Source organism: Streptomyces sp. B6B3 (assembly GCF_039871525.1).
Classification (GTDB): domain Bacteria; phylum Actinomycetota; class Actinomycetes; order Streptomycetales; family Streptomycetaceae; genus Streptomyces.
Map to the genome: position 1 here is coordinate 1 of NZ_JBDPLU010000024.1, position 22,744 is coordinate 22,744.

A 22,744-nucleotide genomic window follows, 5' to 3' on the forward strand; every position below is an offset into this window, starting at 1 on the left:
GTCTGTGCGGTGTCGGTCTGCGTGATGACGCTCATGGTGCTACCCCCCGGAGGTGTTTCGGCTCACTACCTCCACCCTGTCGAACGTCCTGTGAAAACACCAGGTAATCGATCGAACACCACCCGAAAGGGATCAGGTCGGGGAGTCCCAAGGGCTCCTCAGCCCGGGGTGAGACGCCAGTAGCCGTAGGGGTTGTAGGAGATGTCGTCCATCGGGTCGTAGCGCTCGCAGGGCTGATGGCTCATCACCCACCGAGGCGCGTCCGCCGAGACCCGAAAACCCTCCCCGTCCTGAATCCCCTCGTCCGGCTGCTCCATCAACAGGTAGTAGGCCAGCGCGTCCATCGTGCTGAGGTACTCGCGTAGTTGATCCTGATCGCGCACGCCACTCCCGGCAGCCAGTTCGACGTCGCGTTGGCCCAGCAGATGCATGCCGCAGGTGAACAGCACGCCGTCGTCCCCGATGGGCCGCTTCACCCAGGCCCGGTGCAGCGTCGCGGCCAGTTCCGGCTCGTCTTCCGCCGCCGCGGCCTCGCGCGCGAGGGCGAGCCAGGTGTCGCGGCCGTGCGCCAGCCCGCTGCTCTCGTTCTTGAGCGCGGTGCCGTCCATGGCGAGCAGCGTGGCGGCCACCTTCAGCGCTCGCCACGAGACGTCGAGCGCGTAGGGCCCCAACACCGGAGGCGCCACCACGTACGCCACCGAGTCGTGTTCCGCGACCGCGGCCCAGTCGTCGTCGGTGAAGGAGGCGGGCTGCATCACGCTCGCTCTGAAGGCATGGGACATCCGCGGGTCCGGTTCGCTCTCGAAGTGCTCGCGATCGAGGGAGAAGTCGCCGGCGCCGACGTCGTCGAGGGTCCAAGCGAGATCGTCGAAATCCAACTCGCTCCCCACCACGCACAGAACGTGGCGTGGAATGAGCGCGGTGAGCGGGCCGGCCGGAGCCTCGGAGTCGCTGTCGAACATCCAGAGAGCGTAACGAGCGGCCGTCGCTCACCGGGTCGGATTGCTGCTGCGGGCGTTGGCCTCCGCGACGCGGGCGCTCAGGACCTCCGCCGGGTTCAGCAGTCGGACGCTGTCCGGGTCGGCGTACCACTCAGGTCCGCCGTACAGCGGCCGGAGGTGGAGATTCGGCCCGACCCGTCCCATCACGACGCCGACGCGGCCGAGCAGCGTGTCGTGGACGGTGGTGCCGACGGTCGGTTCCTGCGTGGGTCGCGTGGTCATGACGCGATCCCTCCTTCGGGTGCTCCTGTACGAACCTTCTCCCCGGTCGCCGGCTCCGACGTACCGTGCGTGACGGGGTCATTACGAGGTTGCAGCCGTGTGGGGACCGGCACGCCGAGGAGGGCTCGCGGCTCCGCGCCGGGCGGGGCACGTTCCACACCTTCCACGGCCTATGGAGGAGAGCGCCATGCCGACGAGGCGAGTGGTCACGGGCCGCAGCAGGGAGCCGCGGGCCCGCTTCGCGGAGGAACTGCGCCGGCTGCGCGCCGAGCGCGGCGTCAGCCTGCGCCAGGTCGGCGAACGGCTCGGCTGGGACTGGTCGCTGTTCGGCAAGATGGAGAAGGGCGAGACGCTCGGCGGCCCCGAGGTCGTCGAGGCACTCGACCAGTACTACGGGACGCCGGGGCTGCTGCTGGCGCTGTGGGAGCTGGCCACCAACGACAAGACCCAGTTCCGTGAGCGCTACCGCCGGTACATGTCGCTGGAGGCCGAGGCGACGAGCCTGTGGCACTTCGCGGTGAGCGTGCTCCCCGGCCTGCTCCAGACGCCGGGCTACGCGCGCGAGGTGCTGGCGGCGGGCGGCCTGAAGGGCGAGGAGCTGACCCAGCAGGTCGATGCCCGGATGGGCCGGCGGGACCTGCTGGAGGCCGATGACGCCCCGCCGTTCCGCACCATCCTGTCGGAGGCGGTGCTGCGCACGCCGTTGCGGGACGCGGGGGAGTGGCGGCGTCAGTTGGAGTACCTGGCGGAGGTTGGGGAGCGGCCGAACACGACGCTCCACGTGCTTCCGTTCAGCGCGGGACGATACGGCCTGGACAGCACGACGCTCATGTTCCTGCGGCTGCCAGATGGACGTACGGTCGCGTACACGGAGAACGCCTACCGCGGCGATCTCATCGAGGAGGCGCGACCGCTGGATCGACTTCAACGCGCCTACGATGCTGTGCGCGACATGGCACTAACCCCTCCGGAGTCACGGAAGTTCGTATTGAGCCTGTTGGAGGAAGTACCGTGCGACCCTTCCACCTGAGCACAGTGGCCTGGCGCAAGAGCTCCTACAGCAACTCCGATGGCGGCGAATGCGTCGAGGTCGCCGCCCACCTGTGGCACAAGAGCAGTTACAGCAATCAGGACGGCGGTGCCTGTGTCGAGGTCGCCGGCGACCTCGACGCCGTCGTGCCTGTGCGTGACAGCAAAAAGCCGCACGGGGCCGTGCTCGCGTTCTCCTCGGGCGGCTGGGCGGCCTTCCTCTGCGCCGTGAAGGGCGACGGGCTGGGCGTCTGACGGCCGGGTTCTCCGCGAACCAGGGTTTCGTGCCTGTTACGGGTATGTGTACATGCGTCCGGAAAACATCGCCCCTGGCCGGCAAGGCGCCCGTGTTCACTCGGTGAAGGTATCGATGCGTTCAGTATTGGCCCAACGTTCCGTCAAAGAAGTACAACAGGCGGACCAGGGTCGGTGTGAGGTGAGCGTGGCCGGAAGCAGAGGGTGGTCGGGTAGGGCTGGTGGCCGGGTGGCAGCCTCCCAGCGTGACAACGACCTTGGAGCCGGACGCTCGCGGAACGGCGGTCCGGCGGTGGATCGGCGGCCTTCCGCCGCCGTGTTTCGCCCTCGTGATGGCCACCGGCATCGTGTCCCGCGCCCTCGGCGACGCGGGCGGTGGCCCGGTGGGCGCCCTGCTGCTGGTCGTCGCGATGGTGGCGCACGTGGTGCTGTCGTTCGCCGTGGCCGCCCGCGTCTGGTGTGATCGCGGCCGGCTGGTCGGGCAGCTCACCGATGCCGGGCTGGTCTTCGGATTCTTCACCTTCGTCGCCGCGTCGGACGTGCTCGCCGCGCGGCTGGCGGACGGCCCGACCCGGGGCGCGGCGGAGTTCCTGCTGGGCGTCGCGGCGGTCGGGTGGCTGGCGTTGGCCGCGCTCACCCTGGTGGCCCTGGGCCGCGCGGCTCGTACGCCCGGCGCCATGGGCGGTGCGCTGCGGCGCGGCGGGGGCACCTGGTTCCTGCCGGTGGTCGGGCTCCAGTCCGTGGCGCTGGCGGCGGCGACGCTGCGTCTGGGCGGCGGCTGGCCGGCGGCCGAACTGGCCGGCTGGTGGTGCGGCGTGGCGCTGTACGGGCTGGTCACCGTGGTGGTGGTGGGGCGCGTCGTGCTGCGCGGGATCCCACCGGCGGAACTGGCGCCGTCCTACTGGGTGGCGATGGGGGCCGGTGCGATCAGCGTGCTGACCGGGGTGCGGGTGCTGGGCGAGCGCGATGGCGCCGGCGGCCCGGCCTGGTTCGTGCTGGCGGTGGTGTGGGGGTGGGCCACCTGCCTGCTGCCGGTGTTGGCTGCGGCCATGGTCTGGCGGCACCTGGTCCACCGGGTGCCGGTGGGGCCGGCGTGGGCCTGGTGGAGCACGGTGTTCCCGATGGGCATGTACGCCGTCGCCACCGGAGCCCTGGCCGAACGGGTCGGCGGGACCGGTCTGGTGACGTGGGGGCGGGTGATGGCCTGGCTGGCGCTCGGGGCCTGGGTCGGCATCGTCACGATGACGGTGGTGCGCGTGGCCGCGGGGGCGGGAGTTGTGCGGGCGGGTAGGGAAATGCACGTTCATGCGCGGTCTTGTTCCGGCCAGAGCGACGGACGGGACGAGCGGTCAAGATCGGGGCAACCGACGCAGGGCCCGAGCAAAGCCAGGGGAAAGACACCGCCAAGTCCCGTGAAGTGACTGAAAACACCCCCCTGCGCGGACCTCCGAAACGGCGCAACCCTTACCCAGGGCAGGGGGCCGGCCACGGTGTGTGGAGATCGCCGTGGTCCCCTGCGGAGAGGAGTGTGACGGTGCGTCGTCAGACGCGTAAGGACGCCGAACGCGCCGCGTCGGCCGTGGCGGAACGCCTGCTGCGTGCTGGATCGCGGCTCCGGCGGACACCGGACAGCGCGGACGGACGGGCGGTCTACGAGATCGACCAGCCCGTCAACGACGCGCCGTACCGCGAGCGCTGGGCACACGACCGGGTGGTCCGCTCCACCCACGGCGTGAACTGCACGGGCTCCTGTTCCTGGAAGGTGTACGTCAAGGACGGGCTGATCACCTGGGAGACCCAGCAGACGGACTACCCGTCGGTCGGCCCCGACCGCCCGGAGTACGAGCCGCGCGGCTGCCCCCGGGGCGCCGCGTTCTCCTGGTACACCTACTCGCCGACCCGGGTGCGCTATCCGCACGTGAGAGGCGTGCTGGTCGAGCTGTACCGGGAGGCCAGGCGCCGGCTCGGCGATCCGGTGGCCGCCTGGGCCGAGATCACCGGCGACCCCGACAAGCGGCGCCGGTACCAGGCGGCGCGCGGCAAGGGCGGCCTGGTGCGGATCGGCTGGGACGAGGCGCTGGAGATCGCCGCCGCCGCGCACGTGCACACCCTCCAGCGGCACGGCCCGGACCGGATCGCGGGATTCTCCCCGATCCCCGCCATGTCGATGGCCTCGCACGCGGTCGGCGCGCGGTTCATGGCGCTGCTCGGCGCGCCCATGCTGTCGTTCTACGACTGGTACGCGGACCTGCCGATCGCCTCGCCGCAGGTTTTCGGCGACCAGACCGACGTGCCCGAGTCGGGGGACTGGTGGGACGCGGCCTACCTGATGCTGTGGGGCTCGAACGTCCCGGTCACCCGGACGCCCGACGCGCACTGGATGGCCGAGGCGCGCTACCGGGGGCAGAAGGTCGTCGTGGTGTCGCCGGACTACGCGGACGCCACCAAGTTCGCCGACGAGTGGCTGCACCCGCATCCCGGCACGGACGGGGCGCTGGCGGTCGCGATGGGGCAGGTGATCCTGAAGGAGTTCTTCGTCGAGCGCCGGGTGCCGTACTTCGCGGACTACGTCACCCGCTTCACCGATCTGCCGTTCCTGGTGGAGCTCCGCCCGTCGGGCCCGGGCGGACAACCGGACGGGCGGTACGCGCCCGGCAAGTTCGTCACCGCCGCCGACCTCGGCACGTATGACGACGACACCGGCACCGGCCCCGGCGGGCACGCGGACGCGGCGGCGCGGCGCTGGATGCCGGTGGTCTTCGACGAGGAGACCGGCCGCCCGGCGGTGCCGAACGGCACGCTCGGCGACCGCTGGAGCAGCGGCGGCGAGGGCCGGTGGAACCTCGACCTGGACGGCCTCCGCCCGACGCTCACCTTCCACCCGGACGAGCCCAGCGGTGGCACCGAGGCCGTCGAGGCTGCCGAGGTCGAGCTGCCGCGGTTCGACGAACCAGGGGCGGTCGTGCGGCGCGGGGTGCCGGTGCGGCGCATCGGGGACCGGCTGGTCACCACCGTCTTCGACCTGCTGCTCGCGCAGTACGGCGTGGCCCGTCCGGGCCTGCCGGGGGAGTGGCCGGAGAGCTACGAGGACGCGTCGGCGCCGGGCACGCCGGCCTGGCAGGAGGCGATCACCTCGGTGCCGGCCAGCGCCGTGGTGCGCGCGGCCCGGGAGTTCGCCGGCACCGCGGAGAAGTCGCGCGGCCGGTGCATGATCGTGATGGGCGCCGGCACCAACCACTGGTTCCACTCCGACACCATCTACCGCACCTTCCTCACCCTGCTGCTGGTCACCGGCTGCCAGGGCGTCAACGGCGGCGGCTGGGCCCACTACGTGGGGCAGGAGAAGGTGCGTCCGTTCGCCGGCTGGCAGCAGCTGGCCACCGCCTCGGACTGGGTGCGGCCGTCCCGGCAGATGGCCGGCACGCCGTACTGGTACGTGCACACCGACCAGTGGCGGTACGAGCGGTACGGCGCGGACGCGCTGGCCTCGCCCACCGGCCGGGGCCTGTTCGCCGGCCGGCACACCGCCGATCTGGTCGCCCAGTCGATGCGGCTCGGCTGGATGCCGTCCTACCCCACCTTCGGCGAGAACCCGCTGGAGCTGGGCCGCCGGGCGGCCGAGAGCGGGCGGCCGGCGGGGGAGTGGGTGGCCGAGGAGGTGGCGGCCGGGAGGCTCGGGTTCGCGTGCGAGGACCCGGACGCGCCGGAGAACTGGCCGCGGGTGCTCACCGTCTGGCGCGCCAACCTGATCGGCTCCTCCGCCAAGGGCAACGAGTACTTCCTGCGGCACCTGCTGGGCGCCGACGACAACGCCAGCGCCGAGGAGGCCGCGCCGGAGCAGCGGCCCGCCGACGTCGCCTGGCGGGACGAGGCGCCGCGCGGCAAGCTCGACCTGCTGCTGGCGCTCGACTTCCGGATGACGTCGACGACGCTCTTCGCCGATCTGGTGCTCCCCGCGGCGACCTGGTACGAGAAGCACGACCTCTCCAGCACGGACATGCATCCCTACGTGCACGCGTTCAACCCGGCGATCGTCCCGCCGTGGCAGGCCCGCACGGACTTCGAGATCTTCCACGGGCTGGCCCGCAGGGTCAGCGAGCTGGCCGAGGGACGCCTGGAGAACGCGCACGATCTGGTGGCCACCGCGCTGCAGCACGACACCCCGGGCGAGACCGCGCAGCCGGGCGGCACCGTGCCGGACTGGCGGGACCCGGACGTGGACGCGGTGTCGGGACGGAACCTGCCGCAGTTCACCCTCGTCGAGCGGGACTACACCGCGCTCGCCGACCGGCTCGCCGCGTTCGGACCGCTGGCCGAGGCCGCCGGCATGCAGGTCAAGGGCGTGTCCGTGGGCCCCGCGCCCGAGGCGGCCTGGCTCGCCGCCCGCTGTGGGACGGCGGCCGACGGGGCCGCGGCGGGCCGGCCGCTGCTGGACACCGACGTCAAGCTGTGCGAGGCGATCCTCGCGCTGTCCGGCACCACCAACGGGCGGCTGGCCGCCGAGGGCTTCCGCCGGCTGGCGCAGCGCTGCGGCGAGGACACGGGGCTGACGGAGCTGGGGGAGTCGGTGGCGGAGCGCCGGGTGGTGTTCGCCGACACCCAGGCCCGGCCGGTGCAGGTCGGCGCCAGCTTCGAGTGGTCGGGCAAGGAGGCGCCGGACCGCAGGTACTCCCCGTTCACCATCAACACCGAGCACGCGAAGCCGTGGCACACGCTGACCGGCCGCCAGCACTTCTACCTGGACCACGACTGGATCGCCGAGCTCGGCGAGCAGCTGCCCGTCTACCGCCCCCCGTTGAACCCGGTGGCCCTCGGCGAGGGGACGGCGGCGAAGGGCCCCGGCAGGGAGGTGACGGTCCGCTACCTCACGCCGCACTCGAAGTGGTCCATCCACTCCGAGTACCAGGAGAACCTGCTGATGCAGACCCTGGCCCGCGGCGGCCCGGTCATCTGGCTCAGCGTCGAGGACGCGGCGGCCGTCGGCGTCGCCGACAACGACTGGATCGAGGCCGTGAACCCCAACGGCGTCGTGGTCGCGCGAGCCATCGTCTCCCACCGGATGCCGCAGGGCACGGTGTTCATGTACCACGTCCAGGAGCGCCTGGTGAACGTGCCCAAGTCCGAGACCACGGGCCGCCGCGGCGGCGTGCACAACGCCCTGACCCGGCTCCTGATCAAGCCCAGCCATCTGATCGGCGGCTACGCCCAGCTGTCGTTCGCGCCGAACTACCACGGACCCACCGGAAACCAGCGAGACGCCGTCACCGTGATCCGCCGCCGCTCGCAGGACGTCGAGTACTAGTCCGCGGCGCACCACGGCCGGCACACCCCCACACGCGCACCAGGGAGAGTGGAGTACCCCCGCATGTCCCGTCGTCGACGGCCGCCCCAGCCCCGGGTGATGGCCCAGGTAGCCATGGTCATGAACCTCGACAAGTGCATCGGTTGCCACACCTGTTCCGTCACCTGCAAGCAGACCTGGACCAACCGCCAGGGCACCGAGTACGCCTGGTTCAACAACGTGGAGACCCGCCCCGGGCAGGGCTATCCCCGCGGCTACCAGGACCAGGACACCTGGCGCGGCGGCTGGCAGCTGAAGCACGGCCGGCTGGTCCCGCGCGCCGGCGGCCGCGCCCGCCGGCTGGCCCGCCTCTTCGCCAACCCCGAACTGCCCTCCCTGGACGACTACTACCAGCCCTGGACCTACGACTACGACACGCTCACCAGCGCCCCGCTCGGCGACGACGTTCCCACCGCCGCCCCGCGCTCGCTCGTGGACGGCCAACCCATGGCCGTCACCTGGGGCCCCAACTGGGACGACGACCTGGGCGGCGGCCCCGAGCACCTCGCCGGCGACCCGATCCTGCGGAAGATGACCGAACAGGTCCGCCTGGAGTACGAGCAGGCGTTCATGTTCTACCTGCCGCGGATCTGCGAGCACTGCCTGAACCCCTCGTGCGTCGCCGTGTGCCCGTCCGGCGCGCTGTACAAGCGGGTCGAGGACGGCATCGTGCTGGTGGACCAGGACCGCTGCCGCGGCTGGCGGATGTGCGTGAGCGGCTGCCCGTACAAGAAGATCTACTTCAACCACCACACCGGCAAGGCCGAGAAGTGCACGCTCTGCTACCCGCGGATCGAGGCCGGCGAGCCCACCGTGTGCTCCGAGACCTGCGTCGGGCGGCTGCGCTACCTCGGCGTCATGCTCTACGACCCCGAGAAGGTCGGCGCCGCGGCGTCCGTGGAGGACGAACGAGCCCTCTACCCGGCCCAGCTGGACTGCTTCCTGGACCCGAACGATCCGGAGGTGGCGCGCCGCGCCGCGGCGTCCGGCATCCCGCACGACTGGATCGAGGCGGCCCGGCGCTCCCCCGTGTACGCGCTGATCGCCAAGCACCGCGTCGCGCTGCCGCTGCACCCGGAGTACCGCACCATGCCGATGGTCTGGTACGTCCCGCCGCTGTCCCCGATCGTCGACGCCCTCACCGCCACCGGACACGACGGTGAGGACCCGGTCAACCTCTTCGGCGCCATCGACACCCTGCGCATCCCGGTGTCCTACCTGGCGGAGCTGTTCACCGCCGGCGACCCGGACCCGGTCGAGGCGGCGCTGTGCCGACTGGCCGCCATGCGCTCCCACATGCGGCGGGTCAACCTCGACGAGGATCCTGACCCGACCATCGCCCGCGGGGTCGGCATGACGGTGCGCGAGATCGAGGAGATGTACCGGCTGCTGGCCCTGGCCAAGTACGAGGAGCGGTACGTCATCCCCACCGGCTACAGCGCCCGCCCGGGACACGAGGGCCCCGGCGGCTCCCAGGCGCCGACGGACGGCTGCAGTCTGGACGGCGAGGGCCTGCCCGGCATGATGCCGGACGGCTTCCCGACGGCCGACTCCTTCCACGCTCCCCCCGTGGTGCCCGCCGGCACCTCCGCCCGTTCGGCCTCCGGCGACTCGCTGGCCGGCCGGGTGAACCTCCTGAACTGGAACGGCAGCGGGCGCCCCTCGGGACTGTTCCCGCCGCGTCCCACCACCCCACCGGAGAGCATCTGATGAGCCAGGTCCACGCCGCGCTGCGGCAGGCCGCCGCGTTGCTGCTCGGCTATCCGGACGACGGCTGGCCCGAGCGCCGGGAGCTGGTCGCCTCGGCGCTGGCCGAGCTGTCGGGCCCCGACCCCGCCCCGCTGCGGCGGTTCTGTGCCGCCACCGCGAAGCAGACCCCGCTGGAACTCGCGGCCCACTACGTGTCCACCTTCGACCGCAGCCGCCGCCGCACCCTGCACCTCAGCTACTACACCGACGGCGACACCCGGCGCCGCGGCGCCACCCTGGCCGCCTGGAAGGCCCGCTACCGGGCGCACGGCTGGGAGTGCCCGCCGGACGAACTGCCCGACCACCTGCCGCTGGTGCTGGAGTTCGCCGCGCACTGCCCAGGACCCGGCACCGACCTGCTGACCGAGCACCGCGCCGGGCTCCACCTGCTGCACGCCGCCCTGATCAAGCACACCAGCCCCTACGCCGACGTGCTCGGGGCCGTCGTCGACACGCTCCCGCCGCCGACCCGGGACGACCGGGCCGCGGCGCGGGCCCTGGCCGCCGCCGGACCACCGGCGGAGAGCGTCGGCCTGGCCCCGTTCGCGGCGCCGACGCCGGCCCTGCGGGGGGAGGGAACCGCCCGATGAACCACGTGCACACCGCGCTGTGGGGCGTGCTGCCCTACCTCAGCGTGGTCCTGCTGGTCTCCGGCACGGCCTGGCGCTACCGCTACGACCGGTTCGGCTTCACCACGCGCTCCAGCCAGCTCCACGAGCACCGCCTGCTGAGCATCGGCGGCCCGCTGTTCCACTACGGGCTGCTGTTCGTGATCGTCGGACATGTCGTCGGCCTGCTGGTGCCCGAGTCGTTCACCGAGCGCCTCGGCGTCAGCAACGACCTGTACCACGCCAACGCGCTGCTGGTGGGCGGCGGCGCGGGCCTGGCCACGCTCGCCGGCCTGGCGATCCTGCTCTACCGGCGGCTGCGGGTCCGCGCCGTGCGCGTCGCGACCAGCCGCAGCGACCGGGCCGTCTACCCGCTGCTGCTCCTGGTGCTGCTCGCCGGCCTGACCGCGACGGCCTCCGGGGTCAGCGGCGAGGAGTACGACTACCGGGAGGGCGTCTCGGTCTGGTTCCGCAGCCTGTTCCTGCTCGACCCCGACGTGACCGCGATGAGCGAGGCCCCGTTCGTCTACCAGCTGCACGCGCTGCTCGGCCTCGCGCTCTTCTCGCTCTGGCCCTTCAGCCGCCTGGTCCACGCCTTCGCGGCCCCCCTCGGATACCTCACCCGCCCCTACGTCGTCTACCGCTCCCGCACCCCGACCCACACGGAGCGCCATCCGGCCACGCCCACCCGCCGCTGACCCCGGGCCGGTGCCGCCAAGGCGGCGCAGACCGACTACACCCTGTCCGCCGCCGCGGAGCTGGCCGGTATCGGCGTCACCGCCAACGTGGTCCATCCGCCGGTCACCGACCCGGGATGGGTCACGGAGGACGTGCGACGGTTCGTGGCGTCAAGCAGCACCCTCCTCCGCGTCGCCGAGCCGGCCGAGGTCGCCGAGACCATCGTGTTCCTGACCTCCCCCGAGGCCGCGCTCATCACCGGCAACGTCATCACCCCCCGCTGACCAGCGCCGGTTTGCGGGTCTGCGCCGGATCCCAGGGCCGCTCGGTGGGTGGCGCGGCTCGTTCGTCGGGCTCGGCCTCCGTTGGGCCTCGTCCCGACCGCTGGTGCCGTGGGTTGCTCCGGCGCGACCGGGCGGACACGCCTCCTTCCCTCTTGGTACGCCGCCGCTGGTGGCCCTCGGCCGCACGTCCGACTCAGGGTCCCGTGGACGCCTCGCGGCGAGCGACAAGCGGCGCGCCGTCAGGATCTGCGTGATCAGGTCGGAGAAAGGGCGCAATATGCTGACATGACCAGGATGCCGACCCGGAAGCGACCGTCATGAATCCCGTCTCACCCGGCTTCCGCGGGCGGCCCCGTGACATGGCCGGGCGGCTGCCGCCCGGCCAGTACCCGACGGAGGACTTCCCCGTGCTGTCGGCGGGCCCCACGCCCCGCGTCCCCACGGAGTCGTGGTCCTTCACGGTGACCTCGGAGAGCGGACACACGCACCGCTGGACGTGGCAGGAGATGATGGCGCTGCCGCAGCAGGAGACCGTGGCGGACATCCACTGTGTGACCCGCTGGTCGAAGTTCGACACGCGCTGGCGCGGGGTCCCCGTCGACGCCTTCCTGGCGGACGTCGAGACGGCCGCGGGACACGTCGTGGTCAGCAGCCACGGCGGCTACACCACCAACCTCCCGCTGGCGGACGTCCTCGACGGACAGGCGTGGATCGCCCACACCTTCGACGGCTATCCCCTCGCCCCGGAGCACGGCGGGCCGGCCCGGCTGCTCGTGCCGCACCTCTACTTCTGGAAGTCCGCCAAGTGGGTGCGCGGGATGCGGCTCACGCTCGACGACGAGCCGGGCTTCTGGGAGTCCGCCGGATACCACAACTACGGCGACCCCTGGCGCGAGCAGCGCAACTGGGGTGACTGACGGTGCGTCTGGTCTGGCGCCGGGCCCGGCTCGTGGAGCGCCTGCCGCAGACCCCGACCGCCTGCTCCCTGGTCCTGGCCGTCCCCGGCTGGCCGGGGCACCTGGCCGGCCAGCACGTCGACGTGCGGCTCACCGCCGCCGACGGCTACCAGGCCGTCCGGAGCTACTCCCTGGCCGCGCCGGCCGACGCCGACCGCGTCGAGCTGGGCGTGCAGGCCGTGCCGGACGGGGAGGTCTCGTCCTACCTGGCCGACGACCTGCCGCTGGACGCCGACGTGGAGGTGCGGGGACCGCTGGGCAACTGGTTCGTGTGGCGGGCCGAGGAGCAGACCGGGCCGATGCTCCTGGTGGCCGGCGGCTCGGGCATCGTCCCGCTGGCGGCCATGATCCGCGCCCGCCGCCAGGCGCCGCCGCACGGCCCCTGGCACCTGCTGTACTCCGTGCGCACCCCCGACGACGTCTGGTACCGCGACCAGCTCGACGGCCGGGACCCGGGCCTCACGGTCCAGCTCCTCTACACCCGGCGGGCGCCCGCCGGCGGCCCCCGACCACCGGGCCGGGTCACGGCGGCCGACCTGGACGCCCCGACGGCCGGCCTCCCGCCCGGCAGTCCCGTCTACGTCTGCGGCCCGACCGGCTTCGTCGAGTCCGTCAGCGATCTGCTCCTCGACCTGGCCCGCGACCCCGCCACGATCCGTACCGAACGCTTCGGCTGACCAGGAAGGCCGTCATGCCCCACGAACCGGACCACACCGACGGCAACAGCCTCGCCGGCCCCCTCGCGGAGATCCTCTCCGTGGACGCGACGACGGGCTGGTGGCGCTGCCCGGAGTGCGGCCGGTCGGGCCCGGTCGCGCAACTCCACGTCTACGGCCCCGAGCCGGGCCTGACCGCGCGGTGCCCGGGCTGCGCGCACATCGCCCTCAGGTTGGTCAGGGCGGGAGACCACGTCTGGCTCAGCATGGGTGGCCCAGCCGACACGTTCCGCTTCCCGGTGGCCTCCCGGCCGCCTGACGCGACCCCTTGACGGGAGGGGGGAACGCTTCGACACTCGGGGTCGGGTGAGCTTGGGAGCGCTCCCATGACGGGTTCCACCACGAGCCGCATCCTCTCGGGAGGCCGAGTCGCCATGCCGCGTCACGCACCGCCCCACGCACAGCCCTACCCCCGTGCCCGCTCCCGCCCCTGGCCCAGAGCCGGGGCGGCCGTCCTCGGACTCGCCGCCCTGCTCCTGGCCGTGGTCAACGGGCCCGCCGCCGTCGGCAGCACGGCCGACGCCGCGGACACCGCCGCCGCGATCGAACGCGCCGCCGCCCAGCGCGTGGACAACCCCTACGCCGGCGCCCAGGTCTACGTGAACCCCGAATGGTCCGCCAACGCCGTCTCCACGCCGGGCGGCGAGGCGGTCGCCGACCAGCCCACCGCCGTCTGGCTGGACCGGATCGCCACCATCGGCGGCGCCGACGGCCGGATGGGCCTGCGCGAGCACCTCGACGAGGCGCTGGCGCAGGACGCCGACGTCGTCCAGCTCGTCCTCTACGACGTCCCGGGACGCGACTGCGACCGCCTCGTCTCGCACGGCGAGCTCGGCCCGAACGACCAGCCGCGGTACCGCGCCGAGTTCGTCGACCCGATCGCCGAGATCCTCGCCGATCCGGCCTACGCCGACCTGCGGGTCGTCACCATCGTCGAGCCGCACGCCCTCGCCCGGCTGGTTTCGCACACCTACCCGCGGAACATCTACACGCAGGAGTGCGAGACGGCCAAGTCCAGCGGGAACTACGTCAACAGCATCGGCTACGCGCTGAGCCGGCTCGGCGCCCTGCCGAACGTCTACCCCTACCTGGACATCAGCCACCACGGCTGGCTCGGCTGGGACGACAACTTCTTCCCCGCGGTCGACGTCCTCCACGCCGCCGCGACCGCCGCCGGCAGCACCACCGACGCCGTGCACGGCTTCGTCGCCAACGTCGAGGACTACTCCGTGCTGGAGGAGCCGTACTTCGACGTGGACGACGTCGTCATGGGCGTCCCGGTCCTGCAGAGCCGCTGGGTCGACTGGAACCGGCACATCGACGAACTCCCGTTCGCCGAGGCGTTCCGCGCCGAGCTCGTCGCCGCCGGCTTCGACGAGAACATCGGCACGCTCGTCGACACCTCGCGCAACGGCTGGGGCGGTCCGGACCGGCCCACCGGTCCCGGGTCGACCACCACCTCGGTGGACGAGTTCGTCAACGCCAGCCGCACCGATCGCCGGTTCGCCGTGCAGAACTGGTGCAACCAGGCCGGCTCGGGGCTGGGCGAACGCCCCACCGCGGCGCCGGCGCCCGGTGTCGACGCCTATGTGTGGGCCAAGCCGCCGGGGGAGTCCGACGGCACCGGGCTGGAGTTCCCGACCGGACTGGCCCGGGACCCGATGTGCGATCCGGAGTACGACGCGTACCCCGACGCCAGCTATGACCCGACCGGCGCGCTGCCGGACGCGCCGCCGGCCGGAGAGTGGTTCCCCGAGCATTTCGAGGAGCTGCTCCGCAACGCCTGGCCGCCGCTGAACTGACCGGGCCGGACGATCTCGCCGCGTGCTGTGCCCTCCACCGCCGCCACGTACGCCCGGGCCACCTCGGCCACCGGGGTGGCCCGACCGTGCGGGCGGCGGTCAGGGCCGGACGATCTCGCCGCGTGCTGTGCCCTCCACCGCCGCCACGTACGCCCGGGCCACCTCGGCCACCGGGGTGCCCGCGGACCCGTCGGCGCCCATGCGCTCCAGCGTCTCCGCGATCCAGCCCGGGCTGACGAGGTTGATCCGCAGGCCGCGCGGGAGTTCGGCGGCCGCGTTGCGGACGAAGCCCTCGAGGCCGGCGTTGATGAGGGCGCCCAACGAGCCGCCCGCCAGCGGCGCGGAGAACGTGCCGCCGGTCAACGTGACGGAGCCGCCGTCCGGGAGGTGCCGCAGGGCGCGTCGGGCGAGCGCGACCTGTCCCAGCAGCTTGCCCCGCGTCCCGGCGGCGATCTCGTCGTCGGTCGCCGACTCCAGGTCCACCAGCGGGCCGTTGGCGGCGCAGCACACCACCGCGTCCAGGTCCGGCAGTTCGGCGAAGAGCGCGTCCAGTGTGGCCGGGTCCTCCAGATCCACCGTCACCGGGCCGCCGCGGGCCGCCCTGACGACCTGGTGGGTCGCCGCCTCCAACGCGGCGGCGACCGCGCCGCCGACCGTTCCCGTCGCCCCGATCACGAGCACCTTCATGCCGGCCATCATGTCAGCGCCCGGGGGGAGTTCTCGGGGCACGCCCGGCACCGGGGCCGTTCGAGGGCAGGTGATCGGATGTATCCGAGGCCGGGGCGTTCCGGGTCCCGCGAAGCGCGCCGACGACCCCTTGGCAACCAGCGGCGGAGCATGGCATGGTAGCGCCTGATCGACCCAAACATCTGATCTATACGCTGATCTATACCCGTAGTGTGGGCGTACGGCCGCCGCTCCAGTCGTTGGTGAGGCCCTGGTGTTGGTGGGCCCTCCGCTCGCATGGGGTGATCTGCCGGGGTACGGCACCGAGGCGGGGGAAGGACCTGTGGGGCCATGAGTACCGCAGAGCAGACCGCCGGAGCCAGGGGCCGGCTCGGCGCGTGGCTGCAGGACCGGATCACCCACGCGGTCTCGGAGTTCACCGCCGCCAGTGCGCTCGTCCTCCTCTTCGTCGTCCTCAGCTTCGCCAGTTCCCACTTCCTGACGGCGGACAACCTGTTCAACATCGGCTCGCAGACCGCGGTGATCGCCATCATCGCGACCGCGCAGACGATGGTGATCATCACCAAGGGGATCGACCTGTCCGTCGGTTCGGTGGCCGCGTTGGCCGGCGTGGTGGGGGCGATCGTCGTCCGCGACCACGGCTTCTCGGTCTGGGCGGCCACCGCGGTGGCCATCGCGGTGGGGGCGACCGCGGGCCTGATGAACGGGCTGCTGGTGACGCTGGCGCGGATCCCCCCGTTCATCGCGACGCTGGGCATGATGTCGGCGGCACGCGGCCTCACCTTCATCGTCACCGGCGCCGTGGGCGTCTACAGCCTGCCCGACTCCTTCCAACTCCTGGGCAACGGGGAGCTCGGCGGCATCCCCTTCGCCGTGGTGCTGACCGCCGTCGTCGCGATCGGGATGGCCTTCCTGCTCTCGCAGACCCGCTTCGGCCAGTACACGTACGCCATGGGCTCGAACCTGGAAGCCGTGCGGCGGTCCGGGGTTCCGGTGCGCCGGCACCTGACGGCCGTCTACGTGCTGGCCGGGGCGCTGGTCGGGCTGGGCGGCATGATCGCGGCGTCCCGCGTCAACTCCGGGCAGCCGAACTACGGGATCGCGCTCGAACTCGACGTCATCGCGGCGGCCGTCATCGGCGGCGCCAGCCTGTTCGGCGGTCAGGGCCGGATCATCGGGACCCTCATCGGCGCGTTCCTCATCGCGCTGGTGCGCAACGGCTCGGTGCTGCTCGACATCAGCATCTACTACCAGCAGGTCATCGTCGGCGTCATCATCTGGGCCGCCGTGTACTTCGACCAGTTCCGCCGCCGCCGGCTGGAGGCGAGAGGTTGACGCCTCGTCAGCCGCCTCCCGACCCGTCAGACCCGTCAGACCTGTCAGCCCGTCAGACCCGTCAAGACCCGTCAGCTCTGTCGCACCCGTCAGACCCGTCGAACCCGTCGAAGGGAACGCCATGACACACCGCACGATCCGCCGACGCGCGTTCGGCACCGGCACCCGCACCCGAGTGCTGCTGGCCGCCGCGGCCGCCGCCGCGCTGCTGAGCGCCTGCGGCGGCGTCGAGGTCCGGGACGGGGAGGAGGACGACTCCGGGCAGAACGGCGGCGGCATGGGCTCGGACGCCGCACTGGAGCTCGCGGTGGTGCCCAAGGCCGTGGGCCACGAGTTCTGGACCTCCGTCCGGGAGGGCGCCGAATGCGCCGCGGAGCAGGCCGGCGACGTCTCGGTCGAATGGGACGGCGTCTCCGCCGAGACGGACGTCGAGGGCCAGGTCAACCTCATCCAGAACTTCGTCACCCGGCAGGTGGACGGCATCGTCTACGCCGCCACCGACTCCGCCGCCCTGGCCCCGGCCACCGAACAGGCCCTCGGCGCCGACATCCCGGTGGCCATGATCGACTCCGGCACCGACCCGCAGCCCGAGGACGTGCCGCTGTTCGCCACCGACAACCACGCGGCGGCGGTCGAGGCCGCCAACCTGCTCGCCGAGGAACTCGGCTCCGGCGACCACGACGTGGCGCTCATCGAGTTCCAGCCCGGCTCGCAGACCAACACCGAGCGGGTGGAGGGCTTCACGGAGGGGCTGGCGGAGCACGAGAACCTGAACCTCGTGGGCCAGCAGCCCAGCCACAGCGACGTCAACGAGGCACGTCGGGTCACCGAGGACATCCTCACCGCCAACCCGGACCTGGCCGGCATCTTCGCCGCGAACGAGCCGAGCGTCCTCGGCGCGGCCCAGGCCGTGGAGGCCGCCGGCCGGTCGGGCGAGGTCGTCATCATCGGCTGGGACGCCGCGCCGGACGAGATCGCCGGACTGCGCAACGGGCAGATCTCGGCGCTGGTGGTGCAGAACCCGTTCCGGATGGGCTACCAGGGCGTGGAGAGCATGGTGGAGCACCTGCGCGAGGGCACCGCCATGGAGTCGGCGGACACCGGCGTCACCTTCCTCACCGAGGAGAACGTCGACTCCGAGGAGGCCCGGGCCGTGCTCGAACCCAGCTGCGACAACCCCCCGGTGGAGTGATGGGCGCGACATCTGACTCCCCGGCGGCCGGCGGCCGGAAGGCGCCCGCGAACGCCGTCCCCGACGGCCAGCCGGTCCTCGAGGCCCGCGGGATCGTCAAGCGCTTCGGACACGTCGAGGCGCTGCGCGGCGCCGACTTCTCCGTCTACCCGGCGGAGGTGGTGGCGCTGATCGGCGACAACGGCGCGGGCAAGAGCACCCTGATCAAGACGCTGTCCGGGGTGCACGCCCCGGACGAGGGCGAACTGCGCGTCGGCGGCCGGCCGGTCGCGTTCTCCTCGCCCATCGACGCCCGCCGCGCCGGCGTGGAGACCGTCTACCAGGACCTGGCCGTCGCCGACGATCTCAGCGTCGCCGCCAACCTCTACCTGGGGCGCGAGGTGATGCGCCCCGGGCTGCTCGGCCGCCTCGGGCTGCTCGACAAGCGCGCGATGCGGCGCGGCGCCACGGAGGCCCTCGAACGGCTCGGCGTCCGCCTGCCGCGGGTCACCTCGCCGATCGCGATGCTGTCCGGCGGCCAGCGGCAGAGCGTCGCCGTGGCCCGGGCCATCATCTGGGCGACCAGCGTGGTGATCCTGGACGAGCCCACCGCGGCGCTGGGCGTGGTGCAGACCGAACGGGTCCTCGACGTGGTGCGCCGGGCCCGCGACGCGGGCATGTCGGTGGTGCTGGTCAGCCACAACATGCCGCAGGTGCTGGAGGTCGCCGACCGGGTCGAGGTGCTGCGGCTCGGCCGCCGGGTCGCCCGGTTCCGGGCGTCGGAGGTCACGTCGGACGATCTGGTCGCGGCGATGACCGGCGCCCTGACGCCGGAGGAGGAGACGCTGGAGAAGCTGGAGAAGGAGGACGCGTGACGCCGTCCGCCGCGCCGGCACCCGGGCGGCGGCCGGCGTCAGCCGGCCCCGGTCTCCCCGTTCTTCGGGGCATCCGACGGGGTCGCTGACGGCGTTGCTGACGGCGTTGCCGAGCGGGCCTCGTCCGTTGGGGTCGCACCGCCGTCGGTCAGGCCGTGCAGGAACTCCTCGACGCCGATGAGGTGGTTGGCCATGCGGATGTGCGCGCGTTCGGGATCGCGGGCCGCGAGGGCCGCCCAGATCGCGACGTGCTCGTCGTGCGTGCGCCGCGCGGCCCCCACCTCGTGCAGGCTGCGCCACAGCCGCTCGCGCACGGTCCGCCCGGCGAACGCCTCGATCAGGCCGATGAGGACCGGATTGTCGCTCTGGTCGGCGATGACGCGATGGAAGGCGATGTCGAGCTCCATCAGCCGCTCGTGGTCCTGCTCGGTCCGCCCGCCGACCCGGACCGCCTCGTCCAGCAACTCCCTGGCCTCGCCGAGCGCCTCGTCGGTGATCCGGGTCGCGGCCATCCGCGCCGCCTCGCACTCCAACAGCCGCCGGACGGTGTGGATGTGCCGGGCGTCGCCCTGCCCGTGCAGGTCGACGACGAAGCCCATCGGGGCCAGCAGACTGGTGGCGTCGAGGCTGGCCACGTATGTTCCGTCGCCCCGCCGGGTGCTGACGATGCCGAGGATCGACAACGCGGACACCCCCTCCCGCAGGGAGCCCCGGGAGACGCCGAGGAACTCGGCGAGGTCCTTCTCCACGGGCAACCGGTCGCCGGGACGGAACGTTCCGTCCAGGATCATGCGCTTGATGCCGTCGACCACATCGTCGGTGCGGGACATGACCGGTCGCCTTCCTAACGCTCCGACGCGGGGGCGGTCCGGCCCGCCGGCGGGAGCAACTCGTCGCCGGGATCGGCCTGCGCGCTACCCGCCGTCGCCCCGTACCGGCCGTCCGGGAAGCGGTAGCGCGTCACGGACGCGGGCCGCATCCGGGTGGAGTAGCCCGGCTGGTCCGGCAACACGTAGGCGCTGCCGGCGCCGGTGTCCGCGACGACGCACGGGTCGGTGAAGTGCTCGTGCAGATGGTCGACGTACTCGGTCACGCGGTTGGTCAGGTCGCCGGACACGGCGACGTAGTCGAGCACGGACACGTGCTGGACCATCTCGCACAGCCCCACGCCGCCGGCATGCGGGCACACCGGCACGTCGAACCTCGCCGCGAGGAGCAGGACGGCGACGATCTCGTTGAGACTGGCCAGCCGACCGGTGTCGAGCTGGCAGAAGTCGATGGCGCCGGCCTGGAAGAGCTGCTCGAACATCACCCGGTTGTGGCAGTGTTCGCCGGTCGCCACGCCGATGGGCGCCACCGCCCGCCGCACGGCCGCGTGCCCCAGGACGTCGTCGGGGCTGGTCGGCTCCTCGATCCACAGCGGCTTGCCCGCCTGGCGGGCCGCGAGATCCCACACCGCGTTCGTCACGGCCGCCAGCGAGAGGTGCACCACGCCCTTGTCGGGCCCGAGCCACCGCAACTGCGAGTCGTCGGTGAGGAACCGGTGCACCGCACCCGGGTCGGCCGCCATCGCGTCCACGTCCCGACCCGTCAGACGCGCGCCCCCGACCGTGACGGTGGTGATCTGCGGCATACGGTCCTCGCGGGCTCGGAAGGACGGGAAGGACAGGCAGGACGCAGGGTGGAAAGATCAGATGATTGTCGTGAGTATACGGAGAATAGGCCAGTAGGGTCAACGAGAGGTGCCCGCAACTCGCGCCAGATATCTAATCTATTCGCCGCTCTGTGCGCTGTCGGCCGGCTCCTTCGGGCGAAACGGGAGCGGATCGCGCGGGTCCACGGCGACGGCCGGTCTTTTCGATCGCCACCCCGAAATCCGTCGCTTCGAAGGGGTGTTGCCGCCCCCCGCGCGCTTCTATGATCCGAATGTCCGAAGCGCCGGCTGGTGTTCGGCACAGGCGAGTCCGTGTGGGTGGGCCTGGCGCACACCGGTTTCGACGACTGGGTTCAGGCCGGGTCTGGCCTGGACCCCGACGCCGGCGGCGAGTACTCCCTGCTGCCGTACCGCCTCGCCCTGGCCTCCAGCACCGCCGACGGCTGCTGACCCCGGTCTCCCGCGGCTCCGGGTCGGGCGGGCCCGGGGCCGCGGGGCATCCTTACGAGTTCGGCCGAGTTCGGCCGGGGACGGCCGGGACCGCGCGGTCAGGGCGTGGCGAGCTCGAAGCGTTCGACCGTCACGGCGCCGCCGAGGGCCTGGGTGGCGTGGTTGAAGATGGCGTAGCGGTAGCCCATGAAGAACCGCCAGTCGTTGCCCATGGTGAAGTCGGGTCCGAGGCCGGTGAAGTTCGTGCCGTCGGTGCTGTAGGAGAAGCGTCCCGGACGGGGCGACCCGGGACGGATGTCGGCCTGGGCGCGTAGCCAGACGCGGGTGCCGGACAGGGCGGCGCTGGCGCGTTCGGTGCCGGTGCCCGTGGTGTTCCAGTTGCTGTCCATGGTCAGACCGTCGACCATCACCAGCCGGCGGGTGCCGGAGTCGCGTTTCACGCCGATCCAGGCGGAGGAGTCGCGCAGCAGGGCCAGCCCTGATCGGTCGCCGTCGCGCATCGCGGAGACGTCGAGCTCGATGGTGGCGGTGGAGGTGGGTCCCTGGATGCGGTGGGTGAGGGTGTTGCGGGCGGAGTAGAGGTCGCCGGTGACGGTGGCGGTCCGCAGCGTGAGCCCGTTGTTCACCGTGTAGCTGTTGGTGTCGGGGTTGTGGTTCCACTCCCACTTCGGCTTCAGGGCGGTGCCGTCGAAGGTGTCGACGCCGGTCATCGGCTCGACCTGACGGGGCGTGGTCGGATAGGGATACGCGGTGCCCCAGGCGCCGTTGACGAGTTGGAGCTGGGGCCAGCCGTCGCCGGTCCAGGTGATCGGGGCCAGCGCGGGCACCCGGCCGCCCGGGTAGGCGTCGACGAAGGAGAGGTAGTACCAGCGGCCGTCCGGGGTGTCCACCAGCCCGCCCTGGTGCGGCACGCCGCCGCCGGAGATGGGCCCGCGCAGGTCCAGCAGCAGCTGGCGCAGCTCGTAGGGGCCGAAGGGGGAGGAGGACTTGAGGATGTACTGGCCGTTGGCCGGGCGGGTCAGGAAGATGTAGTAGTTCCCGTTGATCTTGTAGAAGCGGGCGCCCTCCAGGGTGCCGATGCTCGACGGGGTGCTGAACACCTGCTGGCTGCGGACCTGGCTGCGCCCGTCGGCGGAGAGTTGGGCGACGTGGATGGTGGTGTTGCCGTACGCCACGTAGGGGGTGTCGTCGGTGTCGAAGAGCAGACCGGCGTCGTAGTAGGTGGAGCCGATGGTGGCGTGCCTGCTCCAGGGGCCCTCGACGGAGGTGGCTGTGTAGAGGTAGGTCTGCCCGAAGTCGATCTGGCCGACCCAGTAGAACGTGCGGTTGCTGGGGCGGTAGCCCAGGGACGAGGCCCAGATGCCGCGGACGTATCCTCTCCCGCCGTTGAGGTCGTACTTGGAGCCGAAGTCCAGGCGCGGCACCGAGTGGCCGGCGAACTCCCAGTTGACCAGGTCGTAGGAGCGCAGGATCGGGGCGCCCGGCGAGTAGTGCATGGTCGAGGCGGAGTAGTAGAAGGCGTCGCCAACCCGGATGACGTCGATGTCGGCGAAGTCCTGCCAGAGCACCGGGTTGCTGAAGTCCGCCAGCGCGGACGGCCCGGACGGCGCGGGGGCCGCGGCGGCCCGGGCCTGGGCGGCGTGGGCGACGGGCGCGGCGCCCGCCGCGATCAGTCCGGTGGCGGTCGCCAACATCCGGCGGCGACTGGGTTCGTGGGGGGTAGGTGGCATGTGGTGCGTCTCCTCGGTGCCGATGGTGCGACGGGTGGGAGAGGTGCGGTCCGGCCCCGATCGTCAACGGGCGTTCGAAATGACGGACGATGATCGGTGAGTCAGACGTCTCGCATCTTAGGCGGCGTGTGAGGGGGGTCAAGGGCTCAGGTCGCGCTTTTTCTCGGAACTTTCTCCGAAAACAACAGCCGCCGCGCGCCG

Annotated in this window: 21 protein-coding genes and 1 pseudogene; 16 read left to right on the forward strand and 6 right to left on the reverse strand. The window is 72.2% G+C overall.

Annotated features, from left to right (window positions below):
* Positions 1-158 precede the first annotated feature (158 nt).
* Entirely contained in the window at positions 159-962 is an 804-nt protein-coding gene (locus ABGB06_RS33190) for a hypothetical protein (RefSeq protein ID WP_347597031.1), read from the reverse strand.
* 27 nt (positions 963-989) lie between these two features.
* Positions 990-1,223: a hypothetical protein gene (locus ABGB06_RS33195; RefSeq protein WP_347597034.1), complete on the reverse strand. Its 234-nt coding sequence runs from the start codon at positions 1,221-1,223 to the stop codon at positions 990-992.
* 187 nt (positions 1,224-1,410) lie between these two features.
* Here ABGB06_RS33195 and ABGB06_RS33200 point away from each other — a divergent pair, with 187 nt between their 5' ends.
* The 12 genes and pseudogenes from ABGB06_RS33200 to ABGB06_RS33255 all read left to right on the forward strand — a co-directional run bounded on the left by ABGB06_RS33200 (position 1,411) and on the right by ABGB06_RS33255 (position 14,641).
* Positions 1,411-2,253 carry a helix-turn-helix transcriptional regulator gene (locus ABGB06_RS33200; RefSeq protein ID WP_347597037.1) on the forward strand — a complete coding sequence of 281 codons (843 nt, stop codon included), beginning with the start codon at positions 1,411-1,413 and terminating at the stop codon, positions 2,251-2,253.
* Positions 2,235-2,507, forward strand: coding sequence for a DUF397 domain-containing protein (locus ABGB06_RS33205; RefSeq protein ID WP_347597040.1), 273 nt, complete (start codon positions 2,235-2,237; stop codon positions 2,505-2,507). The genes ABGB06_RS33200 and ABGB06_RS33205 overlap by 19 nt, the downstream gene beginning before the upstream one ends.
* A gap of 245 nt (positions 2,508-2,752) precedes the next feature.
* Complete coding sequence (locus ABGB06_RS33210) at positions 2,753-3,928, forward strand: tellurite resistance/C4-dicarboxylate transporter family protein (RefSeq protein WP_347597042.1); 1,176 nt, start codon at positions 2,753-2,755, stop codon at positions 3,926-3,928.
* Between the two features lie 113 nt (positions 3,929-4,041).
* On the forward strand, positions 4,042-7,809 hold the full coding sequence (locus ABGB06_RS33215) for a nitrate reductase subunit alpha (RefSeq protein WP_347597044.1): 3,768 nt from the start codon (positions 4,042-4,044) through the stop codon (positions 7,807-7,809).
* Between the two features lie 63 nt (positions 7,810-7,872).
* Positions 7,873-9,558, forward strand: coding sequence for a nitrate reductase subunit beta (narH, locus tag ABGB06_RS33220; protein WP_347597047.1), 1,686 nt, complete (start codon positions 7,873-7,875; stop codon positions 9,556-9,558).
* Entirely contained in the window at positions 9,558-10,187 is a 630-nt protein-coding gene (gene narJ / locus ABGB06_RS33225) for a nitrate reductase molybdenum cofactor assembly chaperone (protein ID WP_347597050.1), read from the forward strand. Before narH ends, narJ begins: the two co-directional genes overlap by 1 nt.
* Positions 10,184-10,903, forward strand: coding sequence for a respiratory nitrate reductase subunit gamma (gene narI / locus ABGB06_RS33230; RefSeq protein WP_347597053.1), 720 nt, complete (start codon positions 10,184-10,186; stop codon positions 10,901-10,903). Before narJ ends, narI begins: the two co-directional genes overlap by 4 nt.
* A gap of 21 nt (positions 10,904-10,924) precedes the next feature.
* Positions 10,925-11,167: pseudogene (locus ABGB06_RS33235) on the forward strand (SDR family oxidoreductase); the annotation flags it as partial.
* Between the two features lie 317 nt (positions 11,168-11,484).
* Complete coding sequence (locus ABGB06_RS33240; RefSeq protein ID WP_347597056.1) at positions 11,485-12,084, forward strand: sulfite oxidase-like oxidoreductase; 600 nt, start codon at positions 11,485-11,487, stop codon at positions 12,082-12,084.
* A gap of 2 nt (positions 12,085-12,086) precedes the next feature.
* Positions 12,087-12,800: a ferredoxin reductase gene (locus ABGB06_RS33245; protein WP_347597059.1), complete on the forward strand. Its 714-nt coding sequence runs from the start codon at positions 12,087-12,089 to the stop codon at positions 12,798-12,800.
* 14 nt (positions 12,801-12,814) lie between these two features.
* Entirely contained in the window at positions 12,815-13,111 is a 297-nt protein-coding gene (locus ABGB06_RS33250; RefSeq protein ID WP_347597062.1) for a DUF6510 family protein, read from the forward strand.
* 102 nt (positions 13,112-13,213) lie between these two features.
* Positions 13,214-14,641 (forward strand): glycoside hydrolase family 6 protein, encoded by a 1,428-nt coding sequence (locus ABGB06_RS33255; protein WP_347597065.1) that lies wholly within the window; start codon positions 13,214-13,216, stop codon positions 14,639-14,641.
* Positions 14,642-14,740: 99 nt separating this feature from the next.
* Here the strand turns inward: ABGB06_RS33255 and ABGB06_RS33260 are convergent, their stop codons facing one another.
* Positions 14,741-15,328, reverse strand: a complete 588-nt coding sequence (locus ABGB06_RS33260) for a short chain dehydrogenase (protein WP_347597068.1) — start codon at positions 15,326-15,328, stop codon at positions 14,741-14,743.
* Between the two features lie 330 nt (positions 15,329-15,658).
* Between ABGB06_RS33260 and ABGB06_RS33265 the strand changes: the two genes are divergently transcribed.
* From ABGB06_RS33265 to ABGB06_RS33275, 3 genes are all read left to right on the forward strand, one after another.
* Complete coding sequence (locus tag ABGB06_RS33265; protein WP_347597071.1) at positions 15,659-16,663, forward strand: ABC transporter permease; 1,005 nt, start codon at positions 15,659-15,661, stop codon at positions 16,661-16,663.
* A 121-nt stretch (positions 16,664-16,784) separates the two neighbouring features.
* Positions 16,785-17,855, forward strand: a complete 1,071-nt coding sequence (locus ABGB06_RS33270) for an ABC transporter substrate-binding protein (RefSeq protein ID WP_347597074.1) — start codon at positions 16,785-16,787, stop codon at positions 17,853-17,855.
* Positions 17,855-18,709 (forward strand): ATP-binding cassette domain-containing protein, encoded by an 855-nt coding sequence (locus ABGB06_RS33275; protein ID WP_347597077.1) that lies wholly within the window; start codon positions 17,855-17,857, stop codon positions 18,707-18,709. Before ABGB06_RS33270 ends, ABGB06_RS33275 begins: the two co-directional genes overlap by 1 nt.
* Positions 18,710-18,747: 38 nt before the next feature.
* Here the strand turns inward: ABGB06_RS33275 and ABGB06_RS33280 are convergent, their stop codons facing one another.
* Entirely contained in the window at positions 18,748-19,539 is a 792-nt protein-coding gene (locus tag ABGB06_RS33280) for a FadR/GntR family transcriptional regulator (RefSeq protein WP_347597080.1), read from the reverse strand.
* A 14-nt stretch (positions 19,540-19,553) separates the two neighbouring features.
* A complete protein-coding gene (locus ABGB06_RS33285; RefSeq protein WP_347597083.1) occupies positions 19,554-20,342 on the reverse strand; it encodes an enolase C-terminal domain-like protein in 789 nt (262 codons plus the stop codon).
* Between the two features lie 312 nt (positions 20,343-20,654).
* Between ABGB06_RS33285 and ABGB06_RS33290 the strand changes: the two genes are divergently transcribed.
* On the forward strand, positions 20,655-20,813 hold the full coding sequence (locus ABGB06_RS33290; RefSeq protein WP_347597086.1) for a hypothetical protein: 159 nt from the start codon (positions 20,655-20,657) through the stop codon (positions 20,811-20,813).
* A 98-nt stretch (positions 20,814-20,911) separates the two neighbouring features.
* Here ABGB06_RS33290 and ABGB06_RS33295 read toward each other — a convergent pair whose 3' ends face one another.
* Positions 20,912-22,543, reverse strand: coding sequence for a glycoside hydrolase 43 family protein (locus ABGB06_RS33295; protein WP_347597089.1), 1,632 nt, complete (start codon positions 22,541-22,543; stop codon positions 20,912-20,914).
* Between the last annotated feature and the right edge of the window lie 201 nt (positions 22,544-22,744).